This is a genomic window from Luteibacter sp. SVR4-7G (genome assembly GCF_056755555.1).
Window position 1 is genome coordinate 77,085 of record NZ_JBPGXO010000011.1, and the last position, 13,279, is coordinate 90,363.

General features: G+C 65.9%; 11 protein-coding genes. 8 read left to right on the forward strand and 3 right to left on the reverse strand.

Annotated elements, in window-relative coordinates; all coding sequences use genetic code 11:
- The first annotated feature begins 37 nt into the window (after positions 1-37).
- From paoA to paoC, 3 genes are read left to right on the forward strand one after another with little or no spacing between them, the layout of a single operon-like run.
- Positions 38-679, forward strand: coding sequence for an aldehyde dehydrogenase iron-sulfur subunit PaoA (gene paoA / locus ACR9ZH_RS06330; RefSeq protein ID WP_481289912.1), 642 nt, complete (start codon positions 38-40; stop codon positions 677-679).
- Positions 676-1,635 (forward strand): FAD binding domain-containing protein, encoded by a 960-nt coding sequence (locus ACR9ZH_RS06335; protein ID WP_481289913.1) that lies wholly within the window; start codon positions 676-678, stop codon positions 1,633-1,635. Before paoA ends, ACR9ZH_RS06335 begins: the two co-directional genes overlap by 4 nt.
- Positions 1,632-3,833, forward strand: a complete 2,202-nt coding sequence (gene paoC / locus ACR9ZH_RS06340; protein WP_481289914.1) for an aldehyde oxidoreductase molybdenum-binding subunit PaoC — start codon at positions 1,632-1,634, stop codon at positions 3,831-3,833. The genes ACR9ZH_RS06335 and paoC overlap by 4 nt, the downstream gene beginning before the upstream one ends.
- Before the next feature lie 61 nt (positions 3,834-3,894).
- Here paoC and ACR9ZH_RS06345 read toward each other — a convergent pair whose 3' ends face one another.
- Positions 3,895-5,697 (reverse strand): FAD-binding oxidoreductase, encoded by a 1,803-nt coding sequence (locus ACR9ZH_RS06345; RefSeq protein WP_481289915.1) that lies wholly within the window; start codon positions 5,695-5,697, stop codon positions 3,895-3,897.
- A gap of 189 nt (positions 5,698-5,886) precedes the next feature.
- Between ACR9ZH_RS06345 and ACR9ZH_RS06350 the strand changes: the two genes are divergently transcribed.
- Positions 5,887-6,960 (forward strand): NAD(P)H-dependent flavin oxidoreductase, encoded by a 1,074-nt coding sequence (locus tag ACR9ZH_RS06350; protein ID WP_481289916.1) that lies wholly within the window; start codon positions 5,887-5,889, stop codon positions 6,958-6,960.
- Positions 6,961-7,063: 103 nt separating this feature from the next.
- Here the strand turns inward: ACR9ZH_RS06350 and ACR9ZH_RS06355 are convergent, their stop codons facing one another.
- Positions 7,064-7,831 (reverse strand): glycosyltransferase family 2 protein, encoded by a 768-nt coding sequence (locus ACR9ZH_RS06355; RefSeq protein ID WP_481289917.1) that lies wholly within the window; start codon positions 7,829-7,831, stop codon positions 7,064-7,066.
- Between the two features lie 78 nt (positions 7,832-7,909).
- On the opposite strand from ACR9ZH_RS06355, the gene ACR9ZH_RS06360 reads away from it, so the two are divergent.
- From ACR9ZH_RS06360 to ACR9ZH_RS06370, 3 genes are all read left to right on the forward strand, one after another.
- Positions 7,910-8,941: a CDP-glycerol glycerophosphotransferase family protein gene (locus tag ACR9ZH_RS06360; RefSeq protein ID WP_481289925.1), complete on the forward strand. Its 1,032-nt coding sequence runs from the start codon at positions 7,910-7,912 to the stop codon at positions 8,939-8,941.
- 70 nt (positions 8,942-9,011) lie between these two features.
- Complete coding sequence (locus tag ACR9ZH_RS06365) at positions 9,012-9,353, forward strand: acyl carrier protein (RefSeq protein ID WP_481289918.1); 342 nt, start codon at positions 9,012-9,014, stop codon at positions 9,351-9,353.
- 119 nt (positions 9,354-9,472) lie between these two features.
- Positions 9,473-11,581 (forward strand): TonB-dependent siderophore receptor, encoded by a 2,109-nt coding sequence (locus ACR9ZH_RS06370; protein ID WP_481289919.1) that lies wholly within the window; start codon positions 9,473-9,475, stop codon positions 11,579-11,581.
- 77 nt (positions 11,582-11,658) lie between these two features.
- Here the strand turns inward: ACR9ZH_RS06370 and ACR9ZH_RS06375 are convergent, their stop codons facing one another.
- Entirely contained in the window at positions 11,659-12,369 is a 711-nt protein-coding gene (locus ACR9ZH_RS06375) for a YoaK family protein (protein ID WP_481289920.1), read from the reverse strand.
- Positions 12,370-12,690: 321 nt separating this feature from the next.
- Between ACR9ZH_RS06375 and ACR9ZH_RS06380 the strand changes: the two genes are divergently transcribed.
- The coding region (locus ACR9ZH_RS06380) for a hydrolase (protein ID WP_481289921.1) at positions 12,691-13,279 on the forward strand (589 nt) is incomplete at its 3' end.

The window sequence follows — 13,279 nt, forward strand, 5'->3', positions numbered from 1 at the left end:
CCAGGCTAACTCCCCAACAGCGCTGAGGACCCCTATCATGGAACCGTCGGACGATTGGAAATTCACCCGCCGCGATGTCCTGAAGATGGGCGCGGTATCCGTGTCGGCCCTTGCCGTGCCGGGCTTCGTGGCCGCCCAGGTCAGGAACGATGCTGGCACCCGGCCCGTGACCGCGAAGGTGGCCTTCGAGGTCAACGGCAAGGCGCAGGAACTTGATGTCGACACGCGCACGACGCTGCTCGATGCGCTGCGCGAGCATCTTCACCTCACCGGCACGAAGAAAGGCTGTGACCACGGCCAGTGCGGTGCCTGCACCGTGATCGTCGACGGCCGCCGGATCAACAGCTGCCTCACCCTGGCGGTGATGCACCCCGGCGCGAAGGTGACGACGATCGAAGGCCTGGGCACGCCCGACAAGCTGCACCCGATGCAGGCGGCCTTCGTGAAGCATGACGGCTACCAGTGCGGCTACTGCACGCCCGGCCAGATCTGTTCGGCCGTGGCGGTGCTCGACGAGATCAGGAACGACATTCCGAGCCACGTCACTGGCGACCTGACCGCGAAGGCGCAGTTCAGCCGCATGGAAGTCCGCGAACGGATGAGCGGCAACATCTGCCGTTGCGGCGCCTACTCGAACATCCACGACGCGATTACGGAAGTGGCGGGAGGCGCAGCATGAAGCCCTTCACCTACGAACGTGCCGAGTCGCCGAAGGCAGCCGCCGCCGCCGCCGCCCGCGTGCCCAACGCGAGGTTCATCGCCGGCGGGACCAACCTTCTCGACCTCATGAAGCTCGAGATCGAGCAGCCGGCGCACCTGATCGACGTCAACGGACTGGACCTGGACAAGATCGAGTCCACCGACGATGGCGGCCTGCGCATCGGCGCGCTGGTCCGCAACACCGACCTCGCCGCCGACGCGCGCATCCGCCGGGACTATCCCCTGCTTTCGCGCGCGATGCTCGCCGGCGCTTCCGGCCAGCTGCGCAACAAGGCGACGACGGCCGGCAACCTGCTGCAGCGTACCCGCTGCCCGTATTTTTACGACACCAATCAGCCGTGCAACAAGCGCCTGCCCGGCAGCGGTTGCGCGGCGATCGGCGGTTTCAGCCGCCAGCACGCGATCGTCGGTGTCAGCAAGTCATGCATCGCCGTGCATCCCAGCGACATGGCCGTGGCCATGCGCGCCCTGGACGCCACGGTGGAAACGGTAAAGCCCGATGGCAGCACGCGGCGCATCCCGATCGCGGAATTCCACACGCTGCCGGGTAACACGCCACACATCGAACACGTGCTGACGAAAGGCGAGCTGATCACCGCCGTGACCCTGCCGAAGCCGGTGGGTGGAGCGCAGCTTTACCACAAGGTGCGCGACCGATCCTCGTATGCCTTCGCCCTGGTCTCGGTGGCCCTCATCGTGCAACCGGACGGTAGCGGCCGCGTGGCGCTCGGCGGCGTCGCGCACAAACCATGGCGCGTGGACGCGGCTGACGCCGAACTGCCCAAGGGCGCCAAGGCCGTGAGCAAACGACTGCTCGCCGGCGCCAAAACGACCGAAGGCAACGCTTTCAAGATCGTGCTTGTCGAGCGAACCCTCGCCGGCACGCTGGCCGAAGCGAAGGAGCGGAAGGCATGAAATTCGATACGCCTGCCACCACCAATCCCATCGACCGGCTGAAGGTCGTCGGCAAGCCCGTCGACCGCATCGACGGCCCGCTGAAAACCACCGGCACCGCGCATTACGCGTACGAGCGCCACGACGTGGCGCCGAACCATGCGTACGGCTACATCGTCGGTTCGTCCATTTCGAAGGGCCGCATCGTTTCCATCGACACCTCGCGGGCGAAGCGCGCGCCTGGCGTCATCGCCATCGTGACGGCGCAGAATGCCGGCAAGCTGGGGAAGGGCAAGTTCAACACGGCCCATCTTCTGGGCGGCCCGGACATCGAGCACTACCACCAGGCGGTGGCCGTGGTGGTGGCGGAGACCTTCGAGCAGGCACGGGCCGCCGCACAACTCGTGCGCGTCGACTATGCGCGCACGAAGGGCAACTTCGACCTGGCCGGGTCGAAGGACGCGGCGCAGAAGCCGAAAGGCGGCAAGCCAGATACCGCGGTGGGTAACTTCGATGCGGCTTTCGCCAATGCGGCCGTGAAGCTGGACGCGACCTATACGACGCCCGACCAGTCGCACGCCATGATGGAGCCGCATGCCACCATCGCTGCCTGGGAGGGCGACAAGCTCACGCTGTGGACGGCGAACCAGATGGTCGACTGGAGCCGCGGCGACGTCGCCATCACCCTCGGGATTCCGAAGGAGAACGTGCGCCTGGTGTCGCCGTACATCGGCGGCGGCTTCGGCGGCAAGCTGTTCGTGCGTTCCGACGCGATCATGGCGGCGCTGGGGGCCCGTGCCGCAGGCCGTCCCGTGGCGGTCGCCCTGCAACGGCCCCTGATGTTCAACAACACGACGCACCGGCCGGCCACCATCCAGCGCATCCGCATCGGCACGTCGAAGGACGGAAAGATCGATGCCATCGCACATGAAAGCTGGTCGGGCGACCTCGCCGGTGGCGATCCGGAGACGGCCGTGTCGCAGACGCGTCTTCTCTATGCCGGGGCGAACCGCATGACCGCGATGCGCCTGGCCGTGCTCGATCTTGCGGAGGGCAACGCCATGCGTGCGCCCGGCGAAGCGCCCGGCATGATGGCCCTCGAGATCGCGATCGACGAGATCGCCGAGAAGGCGGGCATCGATCCCGTCGAATTCCGCATCCTCAACGATACGCAGGTGGACCCGGAAGACCCGAAGCGGCCCTTCTCGCAGCGCCGTTTCGTGGAGTGCATGCGCACCGGCGCGAAGCGGTTCGGGTGGAACAAGCGCTCGTCGCGCCCGGGAACCGCCCGCGAAGGACGCTGGCTGAAAGGCATGGGCGTAGCCTCGGCGTTCCGCAACAACCTGGTCATGAAGTCGGCGGCGCGCGTACGCCTGGAGCGCAGCGGAAGGCTGATCGTCGAAACCGACATGACCGACATCGGCACTGGAAGCTACACGATCATCGGCCAGACCGCGGCGGAGATGCTCGGCCTGCCGCTGGATCGCGTCGACGTGCGCCTCGGCGATTCCGCGTTCCCCGTGTCGGCCGGTTCGGGCGGCCAGTGGGGCGGTAACAGTTCGGCGGCGGGTGTCTATGCCGCCTGCGCCAAACTGCGCGATGCGATTGCGCAGAAACTCGGTGTCGATCCGGCCAAGGCGACGTTCGATGGCGGTCAGGTCGTCGCGGATGGAAAGCGCGTGCCGCTGGAACGCGCCGCGGCGGACGGCGACATCGTGGCCGAGGATGGCATGGAATACGGCGATCTTGCGAAGACCCACCAGCAGTCCACCTTCGGCGCCCACTTCGTGGAGGTGCGCGTGGATGCGGCCACGGGCGAGATCCGCATCGATCGCATGCTGGCCGTCTGCGCCGCAGGGCGCATCCTCAATCCGAAGACGGCGCGCAGCCAGGTGATCGGCGCGATGACCATGGGCGCGGGCGCGGCATTGATGGAAGAACTGGTGGTGGACAAGCGCCTGGGCTATTTCGTGAACCACGACCTGGCTGGATACGAGGTGCCCGTGCATGCGGACATCCCGCACCAGGAGGTGGTGTTCCTCGACGAGACCGACCCGATGTCGTCGCCGTTGAAGGCCAAGGGCGTGGGCGAGCTGGGCATCTGCGGCGTCGCCGCGGCGATCGCGAACGCCGTGTACAACGCCACGGGCGTGCGCGTCCGCGATTACCCGATTACCCTGGACAAGTTCATCGACAGACTGCCGCCCGTCGAAACCTGACCGGGATTGGAAGGCTCATCGGGAACGGAAGACTGGCAGGGAACGGTGGTGAGCCGCAATGTCAGGCAAGTCGCGTGAAGCCATCGGCGCTCCAGTGCTCGCTGCCTACGCCATGGTGCACGACGAACAACCCGTCGGGGTCGAAGCGGCGCTTGGCAGCGGCGAGGCGAGCGTAGTTCGAGCCCCAGAACGCCTGTTGCCAGTCGCGCTGGAAGTAATCGCTCTCGGACACATAGGCGCCTGCGCCGGGTGCGACCTTGGTGAGCCGCTCATAGGAAGCCCTGACCCTTTCCGCACCTCGCCGTGCCAAGTCGGTATCGACATGGGTGCCAAGGCCTTCGTAAGCGGCATCGCCCGCATTGCCGATGATGGCCAGGGCAAAGCTGTCGAGTACCGCGGGATTCGTCGCCGTGTCCCGGCCCGCCGCGATCGCCTCCGGCGGCGCGCCGAACAGACCCTTGTTGAAGTGCAGTTCCACGTCCATGTGTCCGGCGGCGTCGCAGATCGCGGCCGCCAGCGCCTCGCGCCCATCATCGCGAAGCAGGCGTGACGGGAGCCACGCGGAGGCGGAGCCGTGCAGGTACCAGCCCACCTGCCCCTGGTCGCCCTTCCACAGCATGTGGTCGCGCGGCGCTCCTTCGCGGGTGTCGGCCACGATCAGGTCGGGCGCATTGGCGCGGAAGAAATCCGCGTCCCAGAAATGCCGCGCCGGCATCGAGAGGGCCTTCAGGGGCTTACGGAAGGTGTAGGCAGGCCTTGCCTTCACCCAATCGACAAACGGTGCCCACGTGGCCTCGGCCTGTACGTGGTCCAGGCCCTGGAAAACCATGGACACCTTCATGGTCCTCTCGCCGCGGAAGCTCAACTGCTCGCCCCAGTGCGGATTGCACAGCACGTCGCGGTAGAAGCGCAGCGCCTCCGCGGCCAGCGCACGATACGCCTCGTCCGAATCGGCCTGGATCTCGCCGAACGTCGCGCCGAACATGTCCGGCAGCTCGTGCGTGCGCAGGGTGAGTCGCGTCACGATGCCCACGCAACCGCCGCCGCCACCCTTCAAGGCCCAGAACAGTTCCGGATCGCGGAAGGCGTTGACCACCCGGATCTGGCCATCGGCGGTGACGAGCTCGGCTTCGAGCAGGTGGGATGCGGCGGTACCGAAGCGCTTGGAGAAACTGCCGAAGCCGCCGCCGGTGACCAGGCCCGCCACGCCCACCGTGGTGCAGCCACCGCCCTGCACGTAGCGGCCACCGCGGGTGGTCACGGCATCGTAGGCGTCGATCCACATCGCGCCGGCGCCCATGCTCACGGCGGGCTGCGCAGCCGTGCCAGGCGGGGCTCCGCGCGGCACGAAGGCATCGGCCATCGCCACCTGGTTCATTCGCCGCGTCCAGACCAGCAGCGAGTCGGGCGCGCAGGACGTGCCCTGGTAGCTGTGTCCTCCGCCTTTGACGACCAGCCTCACACCGTGGGTACGGGCGAAGTTCACGGCCGCGGCGACGTCCTCGGCGCTTTCCGCGGCGAGGGCCCAGGCGCTGGGACGGGAGTCCCACGCGCCGAAGTAGCCGCTGGTCTGGGTGAGCGCGGGCTGGTCGCCGATGTAATACGGATTGCGCAGTTGCGCGATCGCTTCGGCGCGAGTGGCGGCGTCGCCGAGGAAGGGCGAGCGTGGCACGGACAAGCGGCCGCCCACCTGGCGATTCAGCAGCTGCCATTGCGCGTTGTCCGGCCACCCGGGCGCCCCCGGACGCACGCGAAGCCGGGCCGCCTTAGACGAAGGGACCGCCGCCGTCGCTGCGTCCAGCTTGAGGGCCAGCGGCAGGAGGGGCAGGGCCAGGGCATGCTTCAGGAGGGTACGGCGGTCCATGGGTGAGCCTCGTCGGATCGATGCAGGCATCCTGCGGCGAAACGGCGGCAGCGTCTTCGTCCGGGGGAGGAAAAACGGGCTCCCGGGGATGAACGGCGGACCCGCAGGGACGGGATGGTGGCCAACATCCGTCCAACGATCGCCCCGTTATGCTTGGCCTGTCCCCCCGTATCCCCACCGGTGAGAGCAATGGCCGCCTGGACCGACCGCCGCATTCTCGATCTCCTCTCGATCGAACAACCCCTGTTGCTCGCGCCGATGGCCGGCGCCGGGCTGGCGCCCCTGGCGATCGCCGTCGCGAACGCGGGGGGATTGGGTTCTATTCCCTGTTCGTCCATCAGCGTGGAAAAGGCCACGGCCGAGGTCGCGGCCTTTCGGGACGCGGTGGACGGGCCGATCAACCTCAATTTCTTCGCCCATCGGCCGGAGCCGCCGACGGCGGAAGCCTCGGCGCGCTGGCTGGAACGGCTGGCACCGTACTTCGAGGAGTTCGGTATCGACGCCGGCGACCTGCCGCCGGCGGGTGGCCGGGCGCCGTTCGACGAACCCATGTGCGCCATGGTCGAGTCGTTGCGGCCCGAGGTGGTGAGCTTCCATTTCGGGCTGCCCGACGACTACCTCCTGTCCCGGGTGAAGGCGACCGGTGCCGTCGTGCTCTCCTCGGCCACCACCGTGGCCGAGGGCCGCTGGCTGGCCGAACGCGGTTGCGACGCCGTGATCGCCCAAGGTTATGAGGCGGGTGGTCACCGCGGCAATTTCCTCACCGACGACATGGCCACTCAGCCAGGCACCATGGCGCTGGTGCCGCAACTCGTCGATGCCTTGCACGTGCCGGTCATCGCCGCGGGCGCCATCGCCGACGGCCGTGGCATGGCCGCGGCCCTCTGCCTCGGCGCCTCCGCCGTGCAGGTGGGCAGCGCCTACCTGCTGGCCGACGAGGCGACGAGCGTGGCTGTCCATCGCCAGGCCCTGCGCGAAGCCCGCGACGACAATACCGCCGTCACCAATGTCCTCACCGGCCGGCCGGCGCGCGGCGTGCTGAACCGGGTGATGCGGGAACTCGGCCCGCTCTCGGATGACGCCCTCCCGTTCCCGCTGGCCGGCGGTCCGCTCGCGCCGCTGCGCAAGGTGGCGGAAGCCCGGGGCAGCGGGGATTTCCAGCCCCTGTGGGCGGGCCAGTCGGCAACGATGGCGCGAGAAGCCTCGGCAACGGCCATCACGCGGGACATCGTGGAGATGGCCGCGCGATTGCTCCACCTCTGAGTAGGAGCGCGCCTTGCGCGCGACATCTTTTGAGGCCGCCGGCAACAGGGCCTGTTGCTCCTCGCGAAAAGATGTCGCGCGCAGGCGCGCTCCTACAATCCGCTCAGGGCTTCTGGCCGTGCTGGAGCAGCCATAGCTTCACGTATTTCCGCCGCACGTACTCCACCCGCAGCAACGCATAGACGATGCCTCGCCAACCGTCGAGGAAACCCGCACGCAGCACGTAACCGCGGAAGAATCGCCACATCGGGCTCACCACGATCTGCGTGAGCGTGGCGCGCTTGCCTGCGCCGAACTCCTCGGTGGCCATCATGTGCGCATAGCGTTCCTGCTTGGTCATCAGCTCCGACAGGGAACGGTACGGGTAGTGGTCGAGGAAACCGGAGAGCATCCGCACCTCGCCATCCACGCTCACTGATTCGTGGATCTCGCGCGGTCCCCGCCATCCACCCTGGCGGCGGTCGAACAGGCGCAGCACCTTGTCGGCCCCGGCGTTGCCATGGCGCATGAAGCGGCCGAAGAAATCGTTCCGCCGGTAGAAGCGGTAGCCCGCGCCAGCGAAACCCGCGTCGAAGGCCTTCTCGATGGCCGCGCGCAGATCGGCACCCACGCGCTCGTCCGCGTCCAGGCAGAGCACCCAGTCATTCTTCGCCTGGGCTACCGCGAATGCCTTCTGGCTGCGGAAGCCATCGAATGCGCGCGCGATCACGCGCGCCCCGGCTTCCTCGGCAATGGCGACGGTGTCGTCGGTGGAGCCGCCGTCCACGACGACCATGTCGTCGCAGAAGGGTGCGGCGGAGGCCAGGCAGTCCCGGATGCGATCGGCCTCGTTCTGGGTAATCACGCAAAGGGAAATGGGCCGTCGGGTCATCGGGATGCGGTATCGGGTAGCGAGCCGTCATAATGCCACGTCGTTAACTGCGGAGTGCCGCCCTTGTCCGCGTGCCTGATGTTCGCCACCGAGTCGTATGGCTTGCCGATCCTGCGCCCATTGGCAGCGGCGGCGCGCGCGCGCGGCATCGACGTGGGTTGGATCGTCCCGGCGGCGCTGGCGGGCCAGCTCACCGCCGGCGAGCGCCGCATCCGCAGCCTGCGCGAGGCGCACGCCTTGCAGCCCGCGGCCGTGTACTGCGCGGCGAACTGGGTGTCGCCCGCGCTGCCGGGCATCAAGGTGCAGGTCTTCCACGGCTTCAACGCGCAGAAGCGCGAGCCGGATCGCGGGCATTTCGCAGTGCGCGGGTTCTTCGACCTGTATGTGACGCAGGGCCCGGCCACGACGATTCCTTTCCAGGCGCTCGCGCGCGAGAATGGCTACTTCGCCGTCGTGGAAACCGGCTGGCCCAAGCTCGATCCCTTGTTCGTGCCGTCGCCGGCTTCCGCCGATCTGCCGTCCCGGGACGGGCGTCCCGTAGTGATGTACGCATCGACCTTCAGCCACCGGCTGAGCAGCGCCCCGGCCATGCTGGAACCCCTGCGCGCGATGATCGCGCGGGGCGATCGTCAGTGGCTGCTCACGCTGCATCCGAAGTGCGACGAGGAATTGTTCGCGGCGTACCGCGGTCTCGAGGCTCCGAACGCACGGTTCTTCACCTCCGACCGCCTCATCGAGATGGAGCGCGCCGCGGACGTGCTCGTCTGCGATACCTCGTCTGTCGTGCACGAGTTCGCGGTGATGGGAAAGCCCGTGGTGACGGTGGCCAACCGCGTGCCCCAACCCTTCATGCTCGACGTGCCTTCGCCCGACGGCGTCGATGCCGCCATCGATCGCGCCCTCTCGCATCCGCCCGAACTGATGGCCGCCATCAGGGCCCACGGCGACGACATCCATCCCTATCGCGACGGCCATTCCAGCGAACGCGTGCTCGATGCGGTGGAAGCCTTCCAGCGCGGTGAATTCGGTGTGCTGAAGCGCAAGCCCTTGAACCTCATCCGGCGGTTCAAGGCGCTGCGGGATATCGGCGCTTTGCTCGATCTGCGCTGACTTCTCGCTTTTCGCGAGACGATTTTCTTGCCCTCGAAATTGTCCGCGAGTCCGGACGGTGGGGTCTGTCATGCCGAAATGGCGTTACGGACCGAGTTGGAGCGAATGGATTTTCGACAGCACGTTAACTATGGCAGGGCGATTCTGGAATTCCTCAAAGCACAGCCAGGGACGGATTCCCATGGGAAGCAACATAGAAGATAGAGTTAGACAGGTACTGTCCGACGAGGGCGTCGACTTCGAGCTTCCGCCCAACACCACATTGGCAGAAGCTGATATCGACAGCATCGGCGTGATGGACATCGTAAGAGCACTGGAAAAGGAGTTCGGAATAATGATTCCGGATAGCGAAATCGGGGGGATTTCTACGATCGACTCATTCGTCGCGATTGTTCAGAAGCGCATGAAATAGAACCCTTCGAGATATTGCGCAGTCGCACCACTTAAGCCATCATTGTAATGAGATTCATTCGCAATTGATGGCTCAGCCACCCGTGGACCCTCGGGAAGCGATGCCCCACGGGGAAGTCCATGATAATCGTCAAGAAAACCATGCCTTTGCTGGCCGCGCTGCTGTCGGCGGTCGCGGCTCCCGTCCTGGCTCAGGAAGCCGCGGCACCAGTAGCGGCCGGAGACAAAGCCGTGCAGCTGGCGCCGGTCGACGTGCGCGGCCAGCGCCTCGACGAGGGCTACGCGCGTACCGATGCATCCGGTGCCACGAAGACCGATACGCCCATCGTGGAAACGCCGCAGGCGGTTTCCGTGGTCTCGCCCACGCAGATGCTCGACCAGCGCGTCCTCACGGTGCAGGATGCGCTGCGCTATTCCGCAGGCGTGCGCGCGGACGCCTATGGCGTGGACAGCCGCGGTGACGATGCCTTCATACGCGGCACGGCATTCACGCAATACCTGGATGGGCTGCGCCAGTACTTCGGCTACTCCTACGCACGCACCGAACCGTACTTCCTCGACCATATCGAGATCGTCCGCGGCCCGTCATCCGTGCTCTACGGACAAGGCACAACGGGCGGCCTGATCGCGCTGGCCTCCAAGCTCCCGCAGCCTGTGGCGTCGCACGAGGTGGAAGCCCAGTGGGGTAACTCCGCCCGCAAGCAGGTGGCGTTCGACTTCACCGGGCCGCTCGATGCCGCGCGTCACTGGGCCTATCGTGTCATCGGCGTGTATCGCGACTCGGCGTCGCAGATCGACCACGTGCCGGACGACCGCAAGGCCATCGCTCCCTCGATCACCTGGACGCCGGACGGCGACACGCGCTGGACCTTGCTGGCCAACCTGCAGTTCGACCGCAACGGTACCTCGCTGAACTTCCTCCCGCACGCCGGGACGCTGCTGCCGAATCCCAACGGCCGCATCGACACGCACCGCTTCGTGAGCGAACCGGGCTTCGACCGCTACGACACGAACCAGCGCTCGATCACGTCGCTGTTCGAGCATCGCTTCAACGATACGTGGAAGTTCGTGCAAAACCTTCGCTATTCGCACGATAACGTGGACTACCGCACGCTGTATCCGGACGTTTACTCGAATCCCGCCTATCCGTTCCTCGACGACAGCCAGCGTACGGTGGCGCGTTACAGCTACGTGTCGATCGACCGGCACAAGCGCTTCGTCACCGATACGCACGCCGAGGCGGATTTCGACTTCGCGTCCACGCGCCATCGCGTCCTGGTCGGTCTCGATGTGGGCTATTCCCACACGGACAGCCGCCAGGGCAATGGCTATGACGATGTACCGTTCGATCTCTACGCGCCGGTCTACGGCGACGCATTCGTGGCGCCGGACGTCTTTCCGATAGCTTCCAGCCATACCCGTCAGACCGGTCTCTACGTGCAGGACCAGATCAACTGGGGCGAGCACTGGATAGCGACGGTGGGACTGCGCCACGACCGCGCCACGCTGACCACGGGCGACGACCGCTCGGTGGACAATGCCACCACCTCGCGCTTCGGCGTCATGTACCGCTTCGACAGCGGTTTCGTGCCGTATGTCAGCTACACGGAGTCGTTCCAGCCGCTGGACAGCCTGGACTTCTACAACCGCCCGTACGAGCCGCTGCGTGGCAAACAGTACGAAGCTGGCGCGAAATACCAGCCCCTGGGCTCGCCCACGCTGATCACGGCCACGTACTACGACCTGCGCGAGGAGAACCGCCTCGCCCCGGATCCGCAGAATCCGCTCAACCAGATCCAGGCAGGCAAGGCGAAGACACGCGGTGTCGAAATCGAGGCGTCCACGCGCATCGGTTCCCATCTGGACCTGATAGGTACCTATACCTGGACGAAGGCGCGACCGGACGACGGCAGCATCGTCGCCGGCCTGCCAAAGAACCAGGGATCGGTGTGGGGCGTGTACCACATGAACGATGCGCAAGAGGACGGCTTCAGCTTCGGCATCGGCGCGCGCTACATCGGCGTGAACCACGACGAGACCGGTACGTTGAAGGTGCCGGAGAAGACGCTCTTCGATGCTATGGTGGCCTATACGCAGGGTCCGTGGCGATTCTCGGTGAATGCCGCGAATCTCACCGACCAGGTTTACAACGCGACCTGCCTTGCGCGCGGCGACTGCTTCTACGGTCCGCGCCGGAGCATCGTGGGTAGCGCCCGCTTCCGTTTCTAAGGGAGCGGGCCTCGGCGTCGCACGGCGCAATCCCGGCGCAGGTGCCCGCCGTGACGAAGGCGCGCCCGGACCTGACCCTACCGCGGCGCACCCTTGCTGGCGTGAGAATCCCCGCCCGGCTGAACGTCGCTGCTGCCGACAACGAGCGCACCGAGCGCGATGAGCGGTGGCACGACGAATACCATCAGGCCGAAAAACTTGAAGGCCAGTGCGGCCGCGGCGCATCCGACGGCAAAGACAAGGACGGCGCCAGAAAGCCTGCGGAGCCGCTGCCGGATGACCTGCATGTCATCGGCAGGCTGCCCATGCCAGCGGTCGGCGAGGTCTATCATGATCTGCGTGGAACTACCGGTCATGAGCGTGCTGGGCGGCGTGAGTGGCATGTAAATCCGATGCACGGCGTTCTGCACGGCCATGGCGGCGACGAGCGTCATTCCCGTCACGATCGCCCTCCAGCTGTCGCCATCCTTGAACGGCCCGAGCGTGACGGCCAGGACCGCCCCGACAGCCAGCAATACGAGCATGATCGACAGCAGGACCTTCAATCGGGTCGCTGCCGGCTGTGGCAGGGCGTTACTGAGAAGCCGTGTCAGTACGACGACGACGCAGAACATGGGCAGGGCGAGCAGTTTGGCGACCGCGCCCGAGGTGCCCTGGACGAGAGACGCGCCTATCGTTACGAAGTTGCCGGTGACGTGGGCGGTGAACAAGCCCTGCAGGGCGAGGTAGCCTGCTGTATCGGCATAGCCGCCGTTGAAGCTGAGTAGCTGGGACAACGAGACTTTCATCTAGACACTCCGGCAGTTGAACTGTTGCACGTGCGACCACGAACCAAGGAATGACCGCGTGACCTTGGATCATCTGTAAAGGTTCTACCGGGCCGCCGAAGGTAAGGGATCATATCGGGTGACGAGTCCCTTCTCTTGAGACAACTGACCCTGTCGATGCCCGCGCGACGCCCGGGCACGGCACGAAGTCAGGCGATGGTTGCAAGGAAAGCGCCGGAAGCCCGAATTTCGGATGATCGGAACATGCAATATGCGGCGAACTGACAGTCATAAAGTTGCCACATTGTCGGTACCCCGACGAATGAAGCGAGGAAAACTGTCATGTCGTTCACGGATCTTCTTTCTCCTGAAAACTGCGCGCTCGCGCTCATTGATTTTCAGCCTGCCATGTTCCAGGGCGTGCAGAGCCACGATCGAAAGTCGATCGTCGACAACGTGCAAGTTCTCGCCCGGACGGCGAAGGTGTTCAACGTTCCCACCATCTTGACGACCGTTGCGCGCGACAGCTTCTCCGGTCCATTCATGCCCGAAGTCACGGATGACGTGTTCGCCGGGAAGCAAGTCATCGACCGGACGTCCATCAACTCCTGGCTCAATGAAGATTTCCGGAAAGCGGTTGCCGCCACCGGCCGTAAGCGTTTTGTCCTTGCCGGTCTGTGGACGGGCGCCTGCGTGAATTTCCCGACGCTGGACATGCTGCGCGAGGGTTATGAGGTGGTGATCGTCACCGACGCGTGCGGTGACACGAGCGTGGAAGCGCACGAGCGCGCGGTCCAACGCATGGTGCAGGCGGGAGCCGTCCCCATCACTGCGCTGCAGTTCATGTTCGAGATGCAGCAGGACTGGGCGCGCAGCTCGACCTATGAAGGCGTCATGGATATCTTGCGTGCCCTGTCGCCCTACGGCATCC